Consider the following 21213-nt stretch of genomic DNA (forward strand, 5'->3'; position numbering starts at 1 on the left):
TGACAGATATCGGTAAGGCATCCGGGGCCGTTTGCCGCACGGCGCAAGCAAGGGTCCCGGTCGTATACTGTGTGGATGAACCCCTCTCCCACCGCGACCGAGACGACCTTACACGACCAGGTTCGGGATGACGGCTTCGCCTTCGTCCAGGGAGACGACATGCGGGAGCTGGTGTCGAACATCGCACCGCTCGCCGACTGGGACACCTTCCGTGCGAGCTGGGACGCCCTGGAGCCCGACACCTATCTGGCCGCGACAGGGCGCTTTCGCCGACGTCGCCACGCCGTCTATGCCGCCTCGCGCTTCGGTCATGTCGAGCAGCGCCCGCATCAGGCGCATTTCCAGACGCTGGCTTACAACACGTTGCAGGGCGACATCGCCCGCTGGTTCGAGCCGGTGCTTCCGGAGATCGCCGGGGGAGCGACGCTGCGTGCGATTCTCGAATTCTGCCGCGACTTCTTCGGTGGCTTGTCGCCGGAGATCGAGCAATGGCACGTCGAAGTCCATCAGTTTCGGATCGAAGCCACGGCCGGTGCCGCCGGTGAACCGACGCCCGAAGGCAGCCATCGCGATGGCGTCGACTACGTTCTGGTTCTGCTGGTCGACCGCGAGAACATCGCTCGCGGCACGACGACCATTCACGCACCCGACGGCACGTCGCTGGGCGAGTTCACTCTCGCCCGCCCGCTGGATGCCGCGTTGATCCATGACCCCAGAGTGTTTCACGGCGTGACGCCGGTGACGCCGCTGGATCCGGGTCAGGCATCGCATCGCGATGTGCTGGTCGTGACATTTCGCGCGGCCTGATTCATCCACCGTTAGCCTGAGCGAAACTCCCGTCGCGCGGATTGCACCGCCGGTTCACGGCTTTTGCCGCGTACTGCGCCCTCCCCCGCGACGGAGCTGACGCCGTGACCTTTCGTATCGCCCCGCTTCTCGTCTTCGCCGCCCTGATCAGCGCACCCGCGTTCGCTCAGGACACGTCGAAGGTCGACAACACCCAGATCAATCAGCGCGACCGCCACACCGAGCATGCGACCCCGTTCGATCAGTCGAACGACCCGGCCGACATCAAGCTGGCGGCCAGCGTGCGCGCCGCTATCGTCGCGGATGACGGCCTTTCGAGCGCCGCCCATAACCTCAAACTGATCGCGGCCAAGGGCGTCGTCACGCTTCGCGGCCCGGTCAAGGACGCCGCCGAGAAAGCGCGGGTCGAAAGCATCGTGCATTCCGTGGCCGGCGTGAGCCAGGTCGAAAACCAGCTCGATACCAAGCACTGAAAGCGAGGACCGTCATGAAAGCATCTGTCTACTGCACCACCCGTACCGTCGAGCAGGCCGAGCACATCGTGCTGGAACTGAAGCAGGCGGGCTTCACGAGCGACGATATTTCGGCGCTCCTGCCCGACCGCCGCGGCACCCGTGACTTCGCGCACGAGCACCACACCAAGGCGCCCGAAGGTGCCACGACGGGTGGCGTTCTCGGCCTGGGTCTGGGCGCAGGTCTGGGCTGGCTGGCCGGCGTCGGCGCGCTCGCCATTCCCGGCGTCGGCCCGTTCATCGCGGCCGGACCGATCATGGCCGCCCTGGGCGGCGCCGCCGTCGGCACGGCTACCGGCGGCATCCTGGGTGCGCTGGTAGGTATGGGCATTCCGGAGTTCGAGGCGAAACGCTACGACGCCAAGGTCCGTGAGGGCAGCATTCTTATTTCCGTCCACACCGAGAGCGGCCGCCAGCGTGACGTGGCAAAGGATGTCTTCAAGCGGAACAACGCGGACGATATTTCCACCGGCTCGGAAGCCACCGCGCCGACGTGATGCGATGGACGGCGCCGGCCAACGGTGCCGTCCGCTCTTACCAATACAGGGGCTCACGGACGACGCCCCGTTCGACGTATTGCCCGATCCGGGGCAATCCGTCTCAGGCCGTAATGGGATCGTCGTGGCACAATGGGCCGACCCACGATCGAAGCATGACCATGAACTCGTCCGGCAAATATGATTTCAAGCAGTTCCAGGACGAACTGGCCGCCCTAGACCGATTATCCGGGAATACGGCAACGAAACCGGTCGTCGCGGCCGAGCCGGTAGCGCCTGAGCCGGTGGCGCCAAAGCGCCGCGGTCGGCCGCCGAAGGTCGATCCCCTCGCGCCCGCCAGGGCGGAGTTCGAGGCGCTGCGGCTTCGTTACCAGCTCAGTGTGGCCGACGTGGTGGCATGGTTTCCGCCTGAGGAGGGCATCGCGTACCTCCAGGGCCTGATCGCCAGCGCGGAACCGAAGCCGCGTAAGCCGCGCACCAAGAAACCGTCCGTCGACGAATGACCCGTACGCGCACGCCAAGCCTGCGCTCGCTGCTCTTCTCCCTGAGCGGCGTGAACGGGTCGATCGTCCCGATGATCTGGCGCCGCGTCCTTTACACCGTCCTTCTGTCGCTGATCGTGGTCCTGCTGGACCATCGCCTCTTCGCGCTCAAGGCCGGTCTGAATGCGGCACCACTGACCTTGATGGGTCTCACGCTGGCCATCTTTCTGGGCTTCCGCAACACGGTGGCCTATCAGCGATGGTGGGAGGCCCGCACGCTTTGGGGCGAGATGATCATCGCGATGCGCAATCTGGCCCGCCAGCGCATGGCGTTCCTGCCGTGCATCGAGGCGGTCGACGCGCGCCGGCTCACATACCACCTCATTGCCTATGCGCACACGCTTCGTCACCACCTGCGCGGCAGCGACCCCGCCGCGGAGCTCGGGCGGTGGCTCGACCAGGCGTCCATCGAGGCCATTCTCGCCGCGCCGAACCGCCCGTCCGCCCTGCTGGCGCGCACCGGGGCCGTCTACGCGGAGATCGCCCGGGCGCTTAACATCGAGCCCATCCTGCTGGCCGCGATCGACGCCGAACTCGGCAAGCTGTCGCATGTACTGGGCGGCTGCGAACGCATACAGGGCACGCCCATCCCGTTCGCGTACATCCTGCTGCTACACCGGACGGTACACATCTACTGCTTCCTGCTGCCGTTCTGTCTGGTCGGCCTGATGGGCTGGTTCACTCCGCTGGTCGTGGGTGTGCTTGCGTATACGTTCTTTGGCCTGGATGCGCTGGGCGATCAGATCGAAGATCCCTTCGGCACCTTGCCGAACGACCTGCCACTGGATGCCTACAGCACGACGATCGAAAACGATCTGCTCGCCTTGCAGGCATCCGCTCAGAACAGGTGACGCAAAAGCCAGAACAACCCCGCGGCCAGAGCGATGGATACCGGCAAGGTCAGCACCCAGGCCATCAGCATGCTGCGCACCGTGCTCCACTGCAGACCCGAACCGTTCGCGACCATCGAACCGGCTACGCCCGATGAGAGCACATGCGTCGTGCTCACCGGCAGACCGAAGCGATCGGCGGCACCGATCGTGAGCATGGCGACCACCTCCGCGGACGCGCCCTGCGCATAGGTCAGGTGCTGCTTGCCGATGCGCTCGCCAACGGTGCGCACGATGCGCCGCCAGCCGACCATCGTCCCAAGGCCCAGCGCGATGGCGACGGCGACCTTCACCCACGGCGGAATGAACTTGGTCGATTTGTCCAGCAGGCCGTGGTAGTTGCCGAGCACGGCACTGTCCTCCGCACGGAAGGCGGGCTTCTTGTCCTTTTCCATCAGGCGCAGCGCTTCCGAACTCAGGTACATGTTGTTGCGAACGTTGTTGACTTCATGCTCCGGCACGTCGGCCAGCGTGGGCCGGTTGGCAACCTGCGCGCCGATGCTGTCCGTGAGCTGGACCAGGGCGGCCATCGTCGTCGGCGTCGCCTCGCGCGACTGGATGTAACGCTCGATCTCGCTGCGTGCCGATGCCACCGGCGCCGCGCCCTGCGCATACTTCTGCAGCGTCTCGCTCGCATGGTGGGCGACCGACACGAAACTCTGCGTCTCGTCCTGCGTCACCGCCCGGTTCAGTGCATATGCGCTCGGCACGGTACCGATGAGGATCAGCATGATGAGGCCCATGCCCTTCTGTCCATCATTGGAACCGTGCGCGAAGGACACGCCGGTGCAGGTCAGAATCAGCAAACTGCGCACCCAGAACGGCGGCGGCTTGTCGCCATGCGGTTCGGCGTACAGCTCAGGGGCCTTGACGAACGTCTTGAGCAGCATCAGCAGGGCGAAAGCGAGACCGAAGCCGATCAGCGGAGAGAACAACAAGGCCTTGCCGACGCTCAGTGCCTGACTCCAGTCGACGGCGGCATTCGCGTTGCCGGGATTCATCATCTGGTTCATCAGGCCTACCCCAATGATCGAGCCGATCAGCGTGTGCGAACTCGACGACGGAAGCCCGAGATACCACGTGCCCAGGTTCCAGACGATCGATGCGAGCAGCAAGGCGAACACCATCGCGAAACCGGTTCCGCTGCCTACGTTGAGCACGAGTCCGATCGGGAGCAACTGCAACACCGCATAGGCCACCGCGCCGCTCGAGATCAGCACGCCGACGAAATTCCATCCACCGGACCAGACCACGGCGAAGGTGGCCGGCAACGAACGCGTGTAGATGACCGTCGCCACCGCGTTCGCGGTGTCATGAAAGCCGTTGACGAATTCGAAGCCCAGCGCGATCAGCAGCGCGACACCGAGCAGGACGTATTCGAACAGTGGGCTGGTGGGCGCCACATGGAGATCGTGGCCGAGCTGTATAGCGACATAAACGGTCGCAGCCAGCAGAACCGCGGTGAAGATACCCAGGCTGAGCAAGCGGGTTTGCGGCGACCCCGCGGCTTGTTCGGTCAGGACGGTGCTGTTCATGGCGCGCCTCCGGTCTTGGTCTCCCAGAGGTAGCAAGCGCGTATGACGAACGGGTGTCAGTGGCGGCAGCGTGGCGTGAAGATCATGTAAGCGTGGTATTAATGCCGCCATGCCGACCACACCGAAACTCGCCACGGCCCTGGCCGCATTCGCCGCCAGCGAATGCCGTCGAGCCATCCGGTCGCTGGGCGATAGCAAGCAGCCGCACACCGGCATCCACGAAGCCCGCAAGGCCCTGCGCCGACTCAAGAGTCTGCTGAGACTCGGAGCGACGGTCTTCGAGGGCGCGCTGCCGCCACTGGAAACCGCCATCGATCGCCTCGCGGTGAGCCTTTCGCCCTTGCGCGACGCCCACGTCGCCGTGCTCACCGCTCGCCTGCTTGCGGGCGCCGAGCCGTCCGATGGATGGAAGCACGCCATCGAGGCGCTGGAGTTACGCAGCGAGAGCCGGCTCACGGCGGCGCTGATCAAGGATCCCCGGTTTCTCGAGCGCCGCAGACGCATTCGCGAACTCGCCCACGCCGTCGCCGCGCTTCCCTGGTGGAAGATGTCCGGGCATGTACTCGAACGCGCGCTCGCGAACTCGGAAAAGCGCGTGGCGAAAGCGCGCAAGCGCATGCGCAAGTCGGCAACGACGGCCAATCTTCACCGTTGGCGCAGGCGGGCGCGACGGTTGCGCATGCAGCTGGAGTTGATCCGCAAAGCGCGCAAGGCGGCCGGGATGCCTGCCCCCCATCATGCGGAACGCGACAAGGCACTCGCCAGGACGATGTCCGCCCTGTCCGACACGATAGGCAGCAAGCAGGATCTGCGCGCGCTGCGCAGGACCCTTCGCACAATCGTCGATCCGGACACCATGCCGCCGTTGATCGTCGCGATAACGCACGAGCTGAAGAAGCACCGCACGCCCACGATCGACTCGCTGCCTCAGCATCGCGTCGGGTAGACCGTACCCTTTGCCTGGACGCATACGTGCTTCCGGCAAACGGGCTCGCGACGGCGACGCCGTGACACGGATCGATTGACTCACGTTGTCATTCAGGACAATTGAACCGTCACTCTTGGCGGAAAGTGGCTTGCGCAGTGCATCACGAGCGGGATATCGCATACACAGCATCGACGAGAAAAAATACCCCGCGATGCCGCAAAACTGGCGGCGCGGCTTTCATGGCACCCGTCACATTTCGTCACATTTCAAATAGACAACGTTGTCATTCGGGACTAAACCGTAAGCGCTCAATCGTGGTTGGTCGTATCGCGCAAGGACGCGGTCAGGGGACGTAGATGCCGGCAATCCGCCGTGGTCGCGCGCGCCCCTTCCCTTTCAAGCACCACTCGATCCGGAGGCGCTCCATGTTCCCGAAAGCATCAGCTATGCGGTCTCGTGCGGTACTGGGCGGATGTACAGGCAGTCTCGCCCTCGCTATCGCGCTCGCTCTTTCCTCGGTCGTCCCTGTCAACGCCGCGCATGCGGCCACGGCGTGCGCCGCCGCCTGGCAGGCCGGCACGGTTTATACCGGCGGCAACGTGGCCAGCAAGAATGGCACCAACTACGTCGCCAACTGGTGGACTCAGGGCAACGATCCCGCCACCAACAGCGGCGGTGCCGGCTCCGGTCAGCCGTGGACCTCGCAGGGCGCCTGCGACGGCGGCACGACCACGCCGCCCACCGATCCGGGCAACCCGGGCGGCGATCCGCCGACCAATCCGCCGCCCGCGGCGGGCGACCTGCTGTTCAGTCCGTACAAGGACATCACGATCAACCTCGACTGGAACACCAACATCATGTCGACGCTGGTCACCGGAACGCGGATTCCGGTCGTCGGCAGCGGCAGCCTGGTCTCCACGCAGGTACCGAACATCGGTGCGATCACCCTCGCCTTCGCGACCGGCGAATGCGGCAGCGAGAACTGGGGCGGCGTTCCCGCCGCGGCATTTGCCAGCGCGAACATCGCGCGGCTCAACAGTGCAGGCGTGAACTACGTCGTCTCCACCGGTGGTCAGGCGGGGACGTTTACCTGCGGCAGCACCGCGGGCATGGCCAAGTTCATCCAGACGTACAACTCATCGCACCTCGTCGGCATCGACTTCGACATCGAGGCCGGCCAGACGCCCGCGCAGCTCAACGCGCTGATCGCCAATGCCAAGTACGCCGCAGGCCTGTATCCGAACCTGCGCTTCTCGTTCACGCTGGCCACCCTGGCCGCTTCGGACGGCAGCTACGGCGGTCTGAACAGCACCGGTGACACGGTGGTCCGTGCCGTGCTCGCATCCGGCCTGCAGAACTACACCATCAACCTCATGACGATGGATTACGGTGCGGCCGGTGCCGGTATCTGCGTGGTCAGCGGCGGTAGCTGCGACATGGGTCAGTCGGCCATCCAGGCGGCGAAGAACCTGCAGCACACCTACGGCATTCCGCTGACGAAGATCGAGCTCACGCCAATGATCGGTGTCAACGACGTGTCGAGCGAGACCTTCACCCTTCAGGACATCGACGAGGTGACGGCGTACGCCGCGACCAACAAGCTGGCCGGCGTGCACTTCTGGTCGCTCGACCGCGACACGCCATGCACCAACGGCAACAACGGCGGCTTTGCCTCGCCGACGTGCAACTCGGTGTCGGGCACCAGTGCCTTGCAGTACACCAGGCGGTTCCTGAGCGACCTCGGTCGCTGACGCGATACGCCGCCCCCGGCCGTGTCCGGGGGCGGCTTTACGATACGTGTGCCGGGCGCTGGCGGCCGGGGACGGACAGCAACGCCTCGACCACGTCGGCGCGCCTGAAAGGCTTGGTGCAGATCGTGCAGCTGCTGTAGGCCGGCTTGATGCTGTCGCGCGCATAGCCGGTCATGAACACGACGTGCGCTCCACGAGCAAGGAGTGCATCGACGGCGGGGTAGGAATACTCGCCGTGCAGGTTTACATCGACCAGCGCCGCATCGATGTAGGCGTCCGACGCGGCATGCCGGATCGCTTCATCGAGCCATCCGAACGGTCCGATGGCGTTGGCACCTGCCGATCGAAGGAGAACGACGAGCGACTGCGCGATGACGTAGTCGTCCTCGATCACCATGACCGCCTTGCCGGTCAGTTCCATACCCATGGTCTTCGCCCCCCTCGCCGATCAGTAATGGACGCCGCGATTGTTCATCGGCATGTCGAGAACGTAGTGGACACCGTCTTCCTCCAGTTGCCAGGAGGGCCTGGCACGTAACGAGAACGCGAGCGCCTGCTCGATCAGTTCCCGTCCGAAACCCTTTCCGACCTCGCGGTTCGCGATCGCCACGCCACTTTCCTTCCACGTCAACGACAGCGTTTCCTCGCTCTCGCCGATGAGGCGCCAGGTCACGGCGAGGGTGCCACCACCGTCGTTCCGCAATGCACCGTACTTCACCGCGTTCGTTGTCAGCTCGTGCAGCGCCATGCACAGTGTCTGCGCCACGTCATAGCTGAGCGGCACGGCGGGACCCTCCATGGAGACCTTGCCGGCGGGCACCGGGTGAGCCTCCAGTTCCAGCCGAAGCATATCGCTCAGGTCGATCGACTCACCGGACTGGCTTCCCACCAGACCCTGCACACGGCTGAGCGCGCCGAAACGGACGCTGAGTTCGTCGAGGCCCTGCGAACCTTTGACGGTGCGTCGGACGATGCTCTCCACGATGGTCAGCAGATTGCGCGTCCGATGCTGCAACTCGGCGATGAGCATCCTCTGTCGCGCTTCCGAGCGGGTCAGGCTCGTGATGTCCAGAAAGGTCACCACGACGCCGTCCACCTGCGCATCGGAAGCCTGATAAGGGGCGACGCGAAGGAGGTAGTGCCGCCGCCCGTCCTCGCTGGTGGTGCGCCGCTCGATCGGCGCGTGGTACCGGAAGACCTTGTCGATGTCCTCCGGCAGGGTGGGAATCAGCAGCTGCGTGGACAGATCCGTGATAGGCCTGCCGCGGTCGCTGCCCCGGATATTGAAGACCGTTGCGACAGCCGGTGTGTAGGAGCGTATGACGAGACCGCGATCCAGGAACACCGTCGCCACGTTCGTGCTGTCGAACAGGTTGATCAGGTCGCTGTTGGCCCGGTCGAGCGCGTCGATCTTGCCGTGAAGCTCGCCATTGACGGTGTGCAGTTCCTCGTTGACGGACTGCAGTTCCTCCTTGGATGCTTCGAGCTCCTCGTTGGTGGACTGGAGTTCTTCGTTGACCGAGACGAGTTCTTCGTTGGACGCTTTGAGTTCCTCGAGCGAGGTCTCGTACTCCTCTACCATCGACTGCAGGCGATCGCGCGTCTCGCGCAGTTCGTGTTCCACCTGCGAACCGTCGGCGCTGCCACGACCGAGGTGATCGATCGCATCGCCGCGACTCTGGACCACTCCCTGATCGACAAACAGGACGATGTACAGCGAATCGGCGGCGTCTCCGCCCTGAAGGGCCTCGACGTGCAGCGTGAGGACCTGAATGCGCCCGTCTTCGAGTTCCACCATGACGCCTTCGCGGCTGCTGGCACGGCCGCTCTCGACACAGGCACGGAAGCAGGTTCGCAGATCGAGCCGGATATCCTTCCGCGCCATGGTCATCAGGTGACGGGTCGGCGCGCCTGCGGGCGGCTCGAGATACTTGCCCGTACGCGAGGAGTAATAGACCACGTCGCCATCGCGGTTGGCGACGACGTGCGCAGGCGCGAAGCGATCCAGCACCTGCTGATCCACCAGCTGGCGAAGACCCGTTCCCGGCACGTCGGTACGGCGTGGGGACATCACGGCGGCGTACCCGCCGGCACCCCGCGCGGGACCCACCGGAAGGCGCAGATTGCGAGTGCTGTCGGAGCGTCGACGGAAAATACGATGGCGCTTCTCCAGGGATTCGAACAGATCGTCAAACAGACTGACATTTTCAGCGGAGCCCAGAAACAGGAAACCGCCCGGACGAAGGGCGTAATGAAAGATCGGAATCACCTGGCTCTGCACATCCGCGCCGAAATAGATCAGCAGATTGCGGCAGGACACGAGGTCGATGCGGGAAAACGGCGGGTCGCGGATCAGGCTGTGCGGGGAGAAGATGCACAGGTCGCGCACTTCCCTGGCCACCACGTATGCGTCCCCGTCAGCGGTGAAGAATCGCTCGCGGCGCTCAGCGGACACGGACGTCATCAGTGCTTCCGGATAGCGAGCCGCGCGGGCCACGGAAAGCGCGCTGTCATCGATGTCGGTGGCGAACAACTGGACTTTCGGCGGCGCGCTCAACGCATCCATGTATTCGCGTACCACGATGGCGATGGAGTAAACCTCTTCACCCGTGGCACAGCCGGGCACCCAGAGGCGTACGACATCGTCGGCTCCCTTGTGCTCGAAGAGCCGGGGTATCACGCTGGCCGCCAGCGCTTCGAAAGCGGCGGCGTCCCGGAAGAAGCTGGTCACGCTGATCAGCAGGTCGCGGAACAACGCGTGCACCTCCTGCGCGTCCGTGCGAAGCAGCGCCAGATACTCATCCATCGAGCGCATGTCGTGTACCTGCATGCGTCGCTCCACGCGCCTGACGAAGGTTTTCGTCTTGTATCCGCTGAAGTCGTGTCCAAGCTGGCCACGCAGCAACTTGTAGATGTGGCCCAGCAGGTCGGCGCGGGACTGCTCCGCCTCCCTGGATGCGATGCCGGTCCGCTCGAGGGCATCCGCCGCGTGCATCATGTCGAGCAGGCGCGCCCCCATACGCTCGGCGGGCAAGGCGAAGTCGATGAAACCCGTGGAGATCGCCGTGTCCGGCATGCTGGGATGGCGCGGGCCGAAGCCATCGGGCGCCTGGGCCATGGTGATACCGCCGTGCTCCTTGATCGCCTTGACCCCCAGCGTCCCGTCTCCATCGCCTCCGGAAAGAACCACGCCGACGGACCGCTCGGCGAAGTCCGTGGCCAGCGACGCCAGGAGCAGATCGACAGGCTTGACCTCGCCGCGACCCACGGTCGCAGTGAGCACGAGGCGCCCCTGGGCGGTGGTCAGGGTGGCTCCTTCGGGCAGTACGTAGACATGCCCCGATTCCACAGGCGAATCATGGACAGCGACCGAGACGGGCCGGGAGGTGAAGCGCGCCAGTACCTCGTGCAGCAGGCTCTCGCGTTCGGGGTTCAGGTGGGTCGCGACGACGAAGGCGGCGTCCAGTTCATCCGGTACGCCCTGGAAAAAACCTTGCAGGGCTTCGATGCCACCGGCGGAAGCGCCGATACCCACGACGAGAAAGGTGTCTTCAAGGCTCATGGCGTCCCTCATCCTGGCGCCCGGCATCTAGAAGGCATGACCATGCTCGTGCGCACCGCCCCGGAAGTCAAATGGCCGCGGCGTCCCGCCACTGGCGGCGGATTCACGGATCGATCATAATAAGATCGATTCGCATTTCCATTCGCCTCTAGCCGGGCGACTCTCGCTCTCGGGACCACCATGCTTGCCACCTCCTTCCAGGCGCGTCGCCGCCTCGCCGTGTCCATCCGCGCCTCTCTCATCGGTGCGCTTCTCGTCACCGGTGCCGCACACGCGGCCGATGCATCCGCCCCGGACGATCAGAACAAGCACACGGACAACGTCACCACCCTGTCCGGCATGCAGGTAGCGGCGAATGTCGTCGCGCCTACGGCGGCCTACGCGGGTGGGCAGGTTGCCCAGGGCGGCCGCTTCGGCGTGCTGGGTAACCAGGACATGATGAACGTGCCTTTCAGCATGACCAGCTATACGGACACGCTGATCCGCAATCAGCAGGCCCGCTCGCTGGGTGACGTGGTCTCGAACGACCCGTCGGTCCGGACCGGTTTCGGCTACGGCAATTTCTCGCAGACCTTCGTGATCCGCGGTTTCCAGGTCGCCAGCGACGACATCGGCTTCGACGGTCTCTATGGCCTCCTGCCGCGTCAGCTGCTGGCGCCTGAGCTGGTCAACCGCGTCGAGGTGTTCAAGGGTGCCAGCGCGTTCCTCAACGGTATCAGCCCGGGAGGCACGGCCGTCGGCGGCAACATCAACATCGCGCCCAAGCGCGCCGAGGCCGAACCCATCACGCGTATCGGCATGGACTGGGGCAGCGACAGCCAGATCGGCGAGAGCGTCGATATCGGCCGTCGGTTCGGCGCCGGCAAGGAATTCGGTATCCGCGTGAACGCCGTCCACCGCGAGGGTGGCGACGCCATCGATGGCGAAAAGCGTCGCGTCACCGCGCTCGGCGTCGCGTTCGACTTCCAGGGCGAGAACCTGCGCATCACGACCGATCTGGGTTATCAGAAGCAGGACATTACGGGTGGCCGTGCGGTCGTCTACAACGGCGGCCTGACCTATGTGCCGCGCGCGCCTTCGGCGAAGACAAACTATGCCCAGCCGTGGTCCAACTCGTCGCTGGAAGATACCTTCGGCGTGGTTCGTGCCGAATATGACTTCACCGACTGGCTGACCGGTTACGTGGCCGCCGGTGTCCATCACGGTAACGAGTATGGCGACTACGTGAGCCCGAGGCTGCTCGACGGCAGCGGCAGCGCCACCGAGACACGCTTCACCGTCCCCTATATCGCGGACACCGCCACCGGCGAGGCGGGTCTGAACGCGAAGTTCGACGGCGACGTGAGCCAGCGCATCAACGTGAGTTTCTCGGCACTCAACTTCCGCAAGAAGGCGGCGTACGCCGGTTCGCTGACGCCCATCCAGACCAACATCTATTCGCCGACCTACGTGCCGGTTCCGGCGTTCGACTACGACATCGGTCCTATTGCCGATCCGGGCATCACCGGGCGTACGATACTGCGCAGCGTTGCCGTCTCCGACACACTCGGCTTCATGGACGACCGCCTGCAGGTGACCCTGGGCGCCCGGCGCCAGAAGCTCGAGGTGCTCGGCTACGACTACGGCACCGAGGTGAAGAACTCGGAATACAGTCAGTTCGCCAACAGCCCGATCGTCGGCATCAATTACCGGTTCGCCGATCAGTGGTCGATCTACGCCAACCACATCGAAGCGCTCACCCAGGGCGGCCAGGCGCCGGATACGTACGGCGGCCTGCCGGTGACGAATGCCGGCCGGGTATTCGCACCTTACAAATCGAAGCAAAACGAGGTCGGCGTCAAGTGGGACGCCGGCGAGTTCGGCAGCACGCTGTCGCTGTTCCAGATCAAGCAGCCCAACGCGTATGTCGATCCCTCGACGATCACCTACGTGGTCAACGGCGAGCAGCGCAACCGCGGCGTCGAATGGAGCTTCTTCGGTGAACCGGTCAAGGGCCTGCGCCTGCTGGGCGGCGCCAACTACATCCAGCCGGAACAGACCGACACGCAGGACGGGGTCAACGAAGGCAGGGACTCGATCGGCACGCCGCGCTTCCAGGCGAACCTCGGTGCGGAATGGGACATTCCGAACACCCCGGATATCTCGCTGAGCGCACGCGCCGTCCGCACGGGGAAGCAGTACCTGGATGCCGCCAACTCGCTGAAGCTGCCGGCATGGACCACCTATGACATCGGTGCACGTACCACGGCGCATCTGGAGGGTGTGCCCGTCACGTTCCGCCTGACGGTGCAGAACGTGGCCAACAAGGGCTACTGGGCCAGTGCCAATGGCGGTTACCTGAGCCAGGGGACGCCGCGTACGTTCCTGGTGTCGGCTTCGTTCGACCTGTAAAGAGCATCGCCAGCGGGGCTGGCTCCCACAGGAGCCGGCCCTGCGCCGTAACACCGCTGCCACAAACGCCTCCTAGGCTCGTCACACGAACCGGGAGCGACCTTGAGCCACGAGACGCCGTCGAGTTGGGCGCGCTTGTTGGTCGACAAGGGTCCCACCCTCGCCAATTACTTCCTCCGCCGCGTCTCCCATCGCTGGGATGCGCAAGACCTCGTGCAGGAGGTCTACCTGCGCCTGCTGCGCAATGGTCAGGGCGATGCTTCGGACGTTCGCAACCCCGAAGCCTATCTGTTCACCGTCGCCGCCAACCTGGTCAAGGAACACGCGCAGATGAAACAGCGCGCGCCGATCAGCAGTGAAGGGCTCGAAGACGTTATCGAACGCCTCGCCACGCCATGCGACGCGGGCGCCGACGTCGATCGCGCGTTGCGCCGTGAACGACTGGCGACACTGATCGGACGGCTTTCGCCGAAATGTCGCGCCGTCCTGGTCATGCATTACCGCGATGACCTGTCCTACCGCGAGATCGCGGAGCAGTTGTCGATCTCCACCAACATGGTCAAGAAATACATCGTCAAGGGACTGGCTACGTGCCGGCAAGGGATGCTGCGCTATGAATGAAGCACGGACGACGCGCGTATCGCGACGCACGACCGAAGAAGCCGCGGCCTGGCACCTCGACATGCGTGAGGAGGTCGACGCGGGCACCCGCCAGCGCTTTCTCGACTGGCTGCGCCGGTCGCCCCAGCATGTGGCCGAATACCTCGCCATCGCTCAGTTGCACGGTGAAATGCGCGCAGCGACGCTGGCCGAGATCGCTACGCTCGACGAACTGCGCGCACTGGCCGACAGCGAACCGTCGGTGCTGCCGTTCGTTCGTGGCGGCCAGGCGTCCAGGGTCGCGGCACCGCAGGATGGGCAGCGACCATCCGCCGCAGCCGAACCCGCAACAGCCCACCGCCATGAGCGTCAGCGGGCCCGCACCGTCCGACGCCTCGCGATAGCCGCAAGCGTCGCGATGGCCGTGTCCGTCGGACTCATCGGCGCATGGCCGGCCCGGGAAACCCCGGCAGTGCGCTATGCGGCGGACGCTGCCGCCGTCCGCAGCGTTGCACTCGATGACGGCACATGGCTCCAGCTTGCACCGGGCGCCGTGGTGGACGTTGCCTTCGATCTTCATGCACGCCGCATCACGATGATCGCCGGCCACGCCAGTTTCGACATAGGCAAGGATCCCGCGCGCCCACTGTCCGTGATGGCGGGTGGCCAGCGGATCGACGACATCGGCACGGTCTTCAACGTCGGTCTTCGCGACGGCGAGACCGACGTCAGCGTGGTCAGCGGACGCGTGACCGTATCGCAGCGCCCCGTGGCATGGCTGGATCGCGCGAGCCAGCGCGTCACCGGCTCCGCATGGTCGACCGATCTTATCGTCGCGCTCGGCGCGGGCGAAGACGCACGCGTCGCCATGGACGGGCGTCTGCTGGGTCACGCCAATCACGCCACTGCCACGGTCGCCCCCTGGCTGCCGGCGGAGATCGCCTTCCACGGTAGCAGCGTGGCCGACGTGGCCCGGCGCTTCAACGCGTATACGCAGGCACCGCTGACCATCGACGACCCCGACCTGGCGGACAAACGTATCAGCGGCGTCTTCCACGCGAGCGACGTCGAAGCCTTTGTCAGCTACCTCGGCAGCCTGCCGAACGTCCGCGTGATCCGCGAACCAGGACGCATCCGGTTCGTTTCGGCGAAACGCTAAACGACGCTGTAAGAAAAAATTCATCGAATCGGCGGTACCCGATGGCCCGCGAACGGACTCTTTGATGGGGTCGGCACCACACGTTGCCATGCTTCTACCCCTCAAAGGAAAGCGTTCCCATGCGTCATTCGCTCGCGCTCTGTATCGCCCTCGCCCTCGCGGCCACCGCCTCGCCCACGCTCCGCGCCGCCACGGTGAGCACGACACCGATCGCCGCCATGCCGCTGTCGCAGGCACTGGATCGCTTTGCGCAGGATTCGGGCTGGCAGGTGGTCTATGACACCAGCGTGCCGGACGACGCGCGCAGCACCGCCGCTCCGGGCGGCGTTACCGCCGAAAAGCAGCTGACCACCCTGCTCCGCGGTACGCACCTGACCTACCGCTTCGTTACCCCGACGACGGTGAAGATCGTGCCGGGAAACGTCGGGGCCGGCCCGGCGCCGGCGAGGGAACTGCCCGCCATCGACACCCATGACGACGCGAAGAACCTCGCGCCGGTCAGCGTCTCAGCCAACGCGGTGGACACGCTGGCACCCAGCGCCGCGCCGCTCGACGCCACCCAGCCGACCTCGGTGATCGACGAGCGTTTCATCCGCGACGGCCTGCGCTTCAACGCCAACTTCGACGACATCATCAAGTACGCACCCAGCATCACCGTGACCTCACCCGAGGGTCCGGGCCTGGGCAAGAACGAAGGCATCAGCCTGCGTGGATTCCAGGATGGCCAGTTCAACATCACCTTCGACGGCATTCCCTTCGGCGACGCCAGCGACCTGCACCACACGACCTCGGCTTACTTCAACAATCATGTGCTCGGCCAGGCGGAGATCGACCGTGGCCCGGGTGGCGGCAGCACCATCGGTAACGCCACCTTCGGCGGCACCATCGCACTGCGCTCGCGCGATCCGTCCGACGAGCCGGGCATCACGCCCTACCTCACGCTGGGCAGCTGGAACACGCGGGCCGGCGGCGTCACCGCCGACGAAACCCTCGGCAACACGCGCGTGTTCGCCGACATCTCCAAGGAATCCAGCGATACCTACCTCAAAGGTACGGACGATCGCCGTGAGCACATCTTCCTGAAGACGATCACGCAGCTCGGTACCACCACCGAACTCACGTTCGTCACCAGTTACAACCGCGAACACCAGAACACCGTGCAGGGCGCGACCAAGGATGAAATCGACCGCTACGGCTGGCGTTTCGGGCTCGGCAACGATCCGACCTTGCAGAACTTCGCCGGTGCGAACAACGCCGCCTACTACTCCAGCTTCACTTATCTGGGTCTCACCAGCCAGGTCGGTGACTGGACCGTCGACGACAAGCTCTACTACAACAGCTTCGACCACTGGGCGCGCAAGGCCAGCGATGCGTCGGACATCGACCCTGTCGACAATGGCGTGACGTTTTACAATGCGGCCGGCAAGAAGGTGCGCACCGTGGCGCACGACGTGCCGGGCAAGTTGTCCGACTCCGGCTTTCATGCGTTCGGTAACGTGCTTCGCCTTGGCCGCGACCTCGGTCCCGGCACGCTGCAGACGGGTGTCTGGCTCGAACGAAACCTCGATGCGCGGTACCAGTATCCGCTTGACCTGACCACCGGCGAGAAGACCGGCACGAAGTACGGCCCCGTCCAGAACTACGAGCTGAGCGACCGCACCGACACGCTGCAACCTTATTTCCAGTACGACTGGAAGGCCACGGACAGCATCACCGTGAGTCCGGGCGTGCGCTACTCGGAAGTCACCCGCAGCATCGACGCACCGCTGAATAAGGTATCCCCGCCGATGCCGCTCGATGCGGAAGCGACCTATCACGCTACCCTGCCCTCGATCAGCGTGCACGACCGCCTGAGCGATGAGTGGAGCGCGTATCTGCAGGCCGCCAAGGGCTTCCTCGCACCGCCCATCGACGTCATCCAGATCAACGGCTCACACGGCCTCAGCCCGGAAACCACGAAGAACTACCAGCTGGGCACGGCCTTCGCGTCACGCCAGCTGACCTTCGGCGCCGATGTCTACTACATCGACTTTTCCAACTACATCACCGAGACCCAGGTCGCCACCGACAACGGCAACGAGAGCACGTACGTCAACGGTGGCGGCGCCATCTACAAGGGTGCGGAAGTCGAAGGGACCTGGGCGCTGACACGCACGCTGAGCCTCTACGGCAATGCCAGCTACAACAAGGCCACGTACAAGAACAGCAGCGTGCAGGTCGCCGGCACACCGAAGGTCACGGCCGCGCTGGGTTTGCTCTACAGCGGAAGCAACGGGTACTTCGGTTCGCTGATGGGCAAGTTCCTCGGCCACCAGTACGGTCTGGACAATACGACCGACGACGATGGCAACCTGGCGTTCCATAACGATCAGCGCATCGCCGGCTACATGAGCGTCGACGCCGCCGCCGGCTACCGCACGGACAAAGGCCCCGCAGGAACCAAGGGCGTTTCCGTGAGCATCGACGTCAACAACCTGTTCAACGTGCACAAGTACACCGGCTATGCCGGCACGCAGTCGGTCAGTGGCGATCCGCTCTACTTCGGGCTGCCCGGTCGCGGTATCTTTCTCGACCTGTCGGTGAAGCTGTGAGGGCCGCGCTCGCCCTACTCCTCGCTGCGGCGGTGCTTGCGGCGCCCATGGCGCATGCGAAAGATCACGTGCAGGTCGAGATCGTGCTACTGCGCCACGGCATCCGCTCGCCGACCAAACCCAACGCCAACTACGTCGATTATGCGAACGCCAGCTGGCCCGACTGGCCCGTGGCACCGGGCATGCTCACGGCGCACGGTCATGAGGGCATGCGGGCCATCGGCTCGCGCCTTCGCCAGGAACTGGTCGCCGACGGTGCCATGTCGAAGTCATGCCCCACGGGATCCTCGCTGGTCCTCATCGGCGACAGCACGCCACGCAATCGCGAGAGCAGCGTGGCCCTGCGTGAAGGGCTGACGCCGGGCTGCGGCACGACGTACCTTGCCATGGACGGCGCGACCAACAACCCGCTGTTCCACTACCGCAGGGACGATGACGACGACGCGGCACCGGCAACCCTCGGTTCAACGCCCCCTGCACTGGATGAACTGCAGTCCGTGCTGCTGGGCTGCGAAAGCGCTACGTGTGCCGACATCGCCCGACGCGACGGAAAGAAGCTCCTCTTGTCCACACCGGATGCGCTGCCGAAGGCCATGAAACTCGCTGGCACACTCAGCGAGAACCTGATGCTCGCCTATGTCGAAGGCATGCCGCTGGATACGGTCGCTTTCGGCCGCGGCGACGTCACGCGGCTTGGCCGGATCATCACGCTGCATAACGACCAGTTCGCCGTAACGAAGAAGGCCATGCCCGCCGCGTCGCTTGCGGCCTCCAACCTGGTTGCGCATATCGTTGCCACGCTGGATGCGGCCAATGGCGTCACGACGGACGTCGCATCCCTGACCCCGTCGCACCAGGGCGTCGTGGTGCTCGTCGGACACGACACCAATCTTGCGAACGTGGCGGGGGTCCTGGGCCTGGACTGGCACGATAAATCGCGTCCGGACGATTACCCCCCGGGCGGTGCGCTGCTCATGGCGCTGGTCGAGCGCGATGGCAAACGCCTGATCCGCATCGACACCCTGATGCCGTCCATGGAACAGCTACGCGAGGGGCGCTTCGATGCCATGCGTCGCAGGCCGGTTCAGGTGGCCGGGTGCAGCCATCCGGGCGAATGCACGGTGGACGAGTTCGCCGCGATCGCGAAGCGCGGCATCGACCGGAGCCGGGTCGATGCCGCCCTTCCCGTCATGCGTGCTCAGCAGGGGCGGGGCGCGCGGCCCCGAACGGGCAGAAAGTTTCGACAGAAACCGATGCAAGGGAGGCGATCTGGTCATACGATGCGAACATCGTCACAGATCGGCGATGCGCGGTGCCCGGCCTGGGAGTGCGTCGACACCGTCGCCACGTCAGCGGAGCTATGCTCTGGGCCGACCATCGGGGAGAAAAGGAAGATGCAACAAAATCAGGAAGCCGACACGTTCACGATGGGCGAAATCATCTTCGACGCCGTGGAGATGAACGAGGCCGCCGTATCCGGCAATCTCGACGTGAGCCGTTTTCGTGCACGTCGCATCGCCTCGCTCGCGGCGCCCGAAGGACTCGACGGCATCGCCGAAGCCGCTCACGCCCTCACCCGCCTGCTCGGGCCGCCCGGTTCCGAGCCGCTCCCAGGCTACGGTGCCGCCATGGTGAACGTATCCACCGAGATCGACCGGGCCTTCGGCGAGGGCTGAGATCGGCTAGGGCGCCCGTCAGGGCAAGGCCAGCTTCGCCAGCTCCGCTTCCGACCACTCACCTCGTGCCTCCTTGGCCGCGACACGATCCTCGCAGCCGGGTGTCGCAAGGTCGAGCACGAACGGGTCGACCCGGCGTCCTTCCACGATGGAATAGAACACCCGGACCACCGGCTGGGTGAGCGAGTCGCGCGAGCCATCGAGCACCACGGCGAGCCTGCACGACTCCAGGCGCACGAGGGCACCGATAGGATAGACACCCACCGTGCGGACGAAGGCGCGGAACAGGCGCGGATCGAAATGCCCGCGCCAGCTCGCCATGCGCTGAACCGCATGCGCCGGATCCCAGCCTTTCTTGTACGGGCGATCCGAGGTAATCGCGTCGTAGACATCGCAGATAGCGGTCATGCGCGCCAGTCGCGTGATCTGCTCGCCGACCAGCCCGTGCGGGTAGCCGGTGCCATCGAACTTCTCATGATGGTGCAGGCACGCATCCACCGCCTCGGTGTCCACACCGCCCCGACTGACCAGCAGCCGATGGCCCAGCAGCGGATGCTTGCGGACCTGATTCATCTCCGTGACGCTGAGTTCCATCGGCTTGCTCAGCACCTCGAGGGGCACCTGCGACTTGCCGACGTCGTGCAGCATCCCGGCCATGCCAGCCGCCCGCACGCGCAAGGCATCCAGGCCCAGGTGGCGGGCGAAGCTCAGCATGAGCGCGCCCACGGCGACGGAATGCATGTACGTGTAATCGTCCGCGGTCTTCAGGCGGACGAGGCTCAGCAAAGCCGACGGGTGTGCCTCGATCGAGCGTGACATGTCGTCGACGAGCTCACGCGCGGCGACAGCATCGATGCCACGCCCCAGACGTGCGTCCTGGAACATACGAACGACCACGCCGCGTGCGCGTTCGCACAGGGCGGCGGCGGTAGCGACGGGGTCCGGAGCGACCGCGGCGATGACGGGCGCGGGAGACGCGGTGGGGTTTTCGACCGACGAGGCATCTTCTTCCGCCTCGACGCTGGGCTCGTTTGCCGCAACCGGAACGTCCACCGGCGGCACGTCCAGTCCGCGATCCGTATCGATCCAGATAGTCGGCACATCGAGCGCGCGGAGCGTCGCCAGGTCGTCGGGGGCTTCCAGCAGGAACTTCGTCCGCCAGAAAGGGTGCGACACCCACGACACGCCGACCTTGTGGACGAACATGCCGAGCCGCAGGTCGCCCATCGGTATTTCTTTCAGGGGCGAACTGCGCACCACGATAGTCATCCCGCCCCTTCTGTGACCCCCGTCACATTCGCAAGCGTATCGGCAGTGGGCAAAATCGGCTGAATAGGCCAAAAGTCATGGTTTTTGCCGAAGTCACCCAACCGTCACTGCCGAAGCTTAGTATCCGCTTAGCTTTCTCCTTTCTTTCGCAGAGCCCGATGTCACAGCTGTTGTTTCTTGGATCCGCCGGCCTGATCGGTATCGTCCTGACCATCGTGGTCCTGGCGGCACCGGCGGCGTCGCGCACCGCGAACGGGATCGCGGCCTTGCTGGTGCCTACCCTCGCTCATGTCGCCTGGCGGCTCGGCGAATGCATTGCCCCGCTGGCCGCCACCATCGACCCACGCGACCCGGTGGAAGCCTTCGATCTGTGGCTGGTCGGAGCGACATCCCTGCTGACGGTGGCGGCGCTCAGCTGCGTCGTTCGTCTGCTCATCCTGGCGCTCCGGTGCGAGCCGGCAGCGCAAAGCGCCCGCCTCGCGCGCTGACCCCGAGCAGGCAGC

Annotated in this window: 17 protein-coding genes; 13 read left to right on the forward strand and 4 right to left on the reverse strand. The window is 65.0% G+C overall.

The features are described 5' to 3' along the window. Positions 1 to 75 precede the first annotated feature (75 nt). The 5 genes from B5X73_RS00760 to B5X73_RS00780 all read left to right on the forward strand — a co-directional run bounded on the left by B5X73_RS00760 (position 76) and on the right by B5X73_RS00780 (position 3209). On the forward strand, positions 76 to 807 hold the full coding sequence (locus tag B5X73_RS00760; protein ID WP_079519969.1) for a 2OG-Fe dioxygenase family protein: 732 nt from the start codon (positions 76 to 78) through the stop codon (positions 805 to 807). Between the two features lie 104 nt (positions 808 to 911). Further along, positions 912 to 1280 carry a BON domain-containing protein gene (locus B5X73_RS00765; RefSeq protein ID WP_217699710.1) on the forward strand — a complete coding sequence of 123 codons (369 nt, stop codon included), beginning with the start codon at positions 912 to 914 and terminating at the stop codon, positions 1278 to 1280. A gap of 14 nt (positions 1281 to 1294) precedes the next feature. After that, positions 1295 to 1816, forward strand: coding sequence for a hypothetical protein (locus B5X73_RS00770; RefSeq protein ID WP_043694172.1), 522 nt, complete (start codon positions 1295 to 1297; stop codon positions 1814 to 1816). 161 nt (positions 1817 to 1977) lie between these two features. Further along, on the forward strand, positions 1978 to 2319 hold the full coding sequence (locus B5X73_RS00775) for a 2-hydroxyacyl-CoA dehydratase (RefSeq protein ID WP_343124634.1): 342 nt from the start codon (positions 1978 to 1980) through the stop codon (positions 2317 to 2319). After that, positions 2316 to 3209 carry a bestrophin family protein gene (locus tag B5X73_RS00780; RefSeq protein WP_079519973.1) on the forward strand — a complete coding sequence of 298 codons (894 nt, stop codon included), beginning with the start codon at positions 2316 to 2318 and terminating at the stop codon, positions 3207 to 3209. The genes B5X73_RS00775 and B5X73_RS00780 overlap by 4 nt, the downstream gene beginning before the upstream one ends. Here B5X73_RS00780 and B5X73_RS00785 read toward each other — a convergent pair. Further along, positions 3197 to 4783 carry an inorganic phosphate transporter gene (locus B5X73_RS00785; RefSeq protein WP_079519975.1) on the reverse strand — a complete coding sequence of 529 codons (1587 nt, stop codon included), beginning with the start codon at positions 4781 to 4783 and terminating at the stop codon, positions 3197 to 3199. The genes B5X73_RS00780 and B5X73_RS00785 overlap by 13 nt on opposite strands. Before the next feature lie 109 nt (positions 4784 to 4892). On the opposite strand from B5X73_RS00785, the gene B5X73_RS00790 reads away from it, so the two are divergent. Further along, entirely contained in the window at positions 4893 to 5729 is an 837-nt protein-coding gene (locus tag B5X73_RS00790; RefSeq protein WP_079519977.1) for a CHAD domain-containing protein, read from the forward strand. A 428-nt stretch (positions 5730 to 6157) separates the two neighbouring features. After that, entirely contained in the window at positions 6158 to 7462 is a 1305-nt protein-coding gene (locus B5X73_RS00795) for a carbohydrate-binding protein (RefSeq protein WP_051943619.1), read from the forward strand. A gap of 37 nt (positions 7463 to 7499) precedes the next feature. On the opposite strand, the gene B5X73_RS00800 is transcribed toward B5X73_RS00795, so the two are convergent. After that, positions 7500 to 7889 carry a response regulator gene (locus B5X73_RS00800; RefSeq protein WP_036112909.1) on the reverse strand — a complete coding sequence of 130 codons (390 nt, stop codon included), beginning with the start codon at positions 7887 to 7889 and terminating at the stop codon, positions 7500 to 7502. Between the two features lie 21 nt (positions 7890 to 7910). Then, entirely contained in the window at positions 7911 to 11024 is a 3114-nt protein-coding gene (locus B5X73_RS00805; protein WP_079519979.1) for a CheR family methyltransferase, read from the reverse strand. Positions 11025 to 11204: 180 nt separating this feature from the next. Between B5X73_RS00805 and B5X73_RS00810 the strand changes: the two genes are divergently transcribed. The 5 genes from B5X73_RS00810 (at position 11205) to B5X73_RS00830 (ending at position 19441) form a co-directional block, all read left to right on the forward strand. After that, positions 11205 to 13415, forward strand: a complete 2211-nt coding sequence (locus B5X73_RS00810) for a TonB-dependent receptor (RefSeq protein ID WP_079519981.1) — start codon at positions 11205 to 11207, stop codon at positions 13413 to 13415. A gap of 102 nt (positions 13416 to 13517) precedes the next feature. Further along, positions 13518 to 14036, forward strand: a complete 519-nt coding sequence (locus B5X73_RS00815; RefSeq protein ID WP_036112903.1) for an RNA polymerase sigma factor — start codon at positions 13518 to 13520, stop codon at positions 14034 to 14036. Beyond that, positions 14029 to 15174 (forward strand): FecR family protein, encoded by a 1146-nt coding sequence (locus B5X73_RS00820; protein WP_176167671.1) that lies wholly within the window; start codon positions 14029 to 14031, stop codon positions 15172 to 15174. The genes B5X73_RS00815 and B5X73_RS00820 overlap by 8 nt, the downstream gene beginning before the upstream one ends. 119 nt (positions 15175 to 15293) lie before the next feature. Beyond that, positions 15294 to 17765, forward strand: coding sequence for a TonB-dependent receptor (locus B5X73_RS00825; RefSeq protein ID WP_079519986.1), 2472 nt, complete (start codon positions 15294 to 15296; stop codon positions 17763 to 17765). Positions 17766 to 17812: 47 nt separating this feature from the next. Next, positions 17813 to 19441: a histidine phosphatase family protein gene (locus B5X73_RS00830; protein WP_079519988.1), complete on the forward strand. Its 1629-nt coding sequence runs from the start codon at positions 17813 to 17815 to the stop codon at positions 19439 to 19441. 18 nt (positions 19442 to 19459) lie between these two features. Here B5X73_RS00830 and B5X73_RS00835 read toward each other — a convergent pair whose 3' ends face one another. Beyond that, positions 19460 to 20710, reverse strand: coding sequence for a cyclic di-GMP phosphodiesterase (locus B5X73_RS00835; protein WP_079519990.1), 1251 nt, complete (start codon positions 20708 to 20710; stop codon positions 19460 to 19462). 158 nt (positions 20711 to 20868) lie between these two features. Here B5X73_RS00835 and B5X73_RS00840 point away from each other — a divergent pair, with 158 nt between their 5' ends. Continuing rightward, a complete protein-coding gene (locus B5X73_RS00840) occupies positions 20869 to 21198 on the forward strand; it encodes a hypothetical protein (RefSeq protein ID WP_079519992.1) in 330 nt (109 codons plus the stop codon). Positions 21199 to 21213 lie beyond the last annotated feature (15 nt).

Source organism: Luteibacter sp. 22Crub2.1 (assembly GCF_900167995.1).
In the GTDB taxonomy this organism is placed as follows: Bacteria; Pseudomonadota; Gammaproteobacteria; order Xanthomonadales; family Rhodanobacteraceae; genus Luteibacter; species Luteibacter mycovicinus.

Bases quoted from the DNA above. Each gene is read 5' to 3' on its own strand.
- B5X73_RS00835 (WP_079519990.1), bottom strand. From the start codon at position 20,710: ATGACTATCGTGGTGCGCAGTTCGCCCCTGAAAGAAATACCGATGGGC.
- B5X73_RS00770 (WP_043694172.1), top strand. From the start codon at position 1,295: ATGAAAGCATCTGTCTACTGCACCACCCGTACCGTCGAGCAGGCCGAG.
- B5X73_RS00840 (WP_079519992.1), top strand. From the start codon at position 20,869: ATGTCACAGCTGTTGTTTCTTGGATCCGCCGGCCTGATCGGTATCGTC.
- B5X73_RS00795 (WP_051943619.1), top strand. From the start codon at position 6,158: ATGCGGTCTCGTGCGGTACTGGGCGGATGTACAGGCAGTCTCGCCCTC.
- B5X73_RS00760 (WP_079519969.1), top strand. From the start codon at position 76: ATGAACCCCTCTCCCACCGCGACCGAGACGACCTTACACGACCAGGTT.
- B5X73_RS00820 (WP_176167671.1), top strand. From the start codon at position 14,029: ATGAATGAAGCACGGACGACGCGCGTATCGCGACGCACGACCGAAGAA.
- B5X73_RS00810 (WP_079519981.1), top strand. From the start codon at position 11,205: ATGCTTGCCACCTCCTTCCAGGCGCGTCGCCGCCTCGCCGTGTCCATC.
- B5X73_RS00830 (WP_079519988.1), top strand. From the start codon at position 17,813: ATGGCGCATGCGAAAGATCACGTGCAGGTCGAGATCGTGCTACTGCGC.
- B5X73_RS00785 (WP_079519975.1), bottom strand. From the start codon at position 4,783: ATGAACAGCACCGTCCTGACCGAACAAGCCGCGGGGTCGCCGCAAACC.
- B5X73_RS00805 (WP_079519979.1), bottom strand. From the start codon at position 11,024: ATGAGCCTTGAAGACACCTTTCTCGTCGTGGGTATCGGCGCTTCCGCC.
- B5X73_RS00790 (WP_079519977.1), top strand. From the start codon at position 4,893: ATGCCGACCACACCGAAACTCGCCACGGCCCTGGCCGCATTCGCCGCC.
- B5X73_RS00775 (WP_343124634.1), top strand. From the start codon at position 1,978: ATGAACTCGTCCGGCAAATATGATTTCAAGCAGTTCCAGGACGAACTG.
- B5X73_RS00800 (WP_036112909.1), bottom strand. From the start codon at position 7,889: ATGGGTATGGAACTGACCGGCAAGGCGGTCATGGTGATCGAGGACGAC.
- B5X73_RS00780 (WP_079519973.1), top strand. From the start codon at position 2,316: ATGACCCGTACGCGCACGCCAAGCCTGCGCTCGCTGCTCTTCTCCCTG.
- B5X73_RS00825 (WP_079519986.1), top strand. From the start codon at position 15,294: ATGCGTCATTCGCTCGCGCTCTGTATCGCCCTCGCCCTCGCGGCCACC.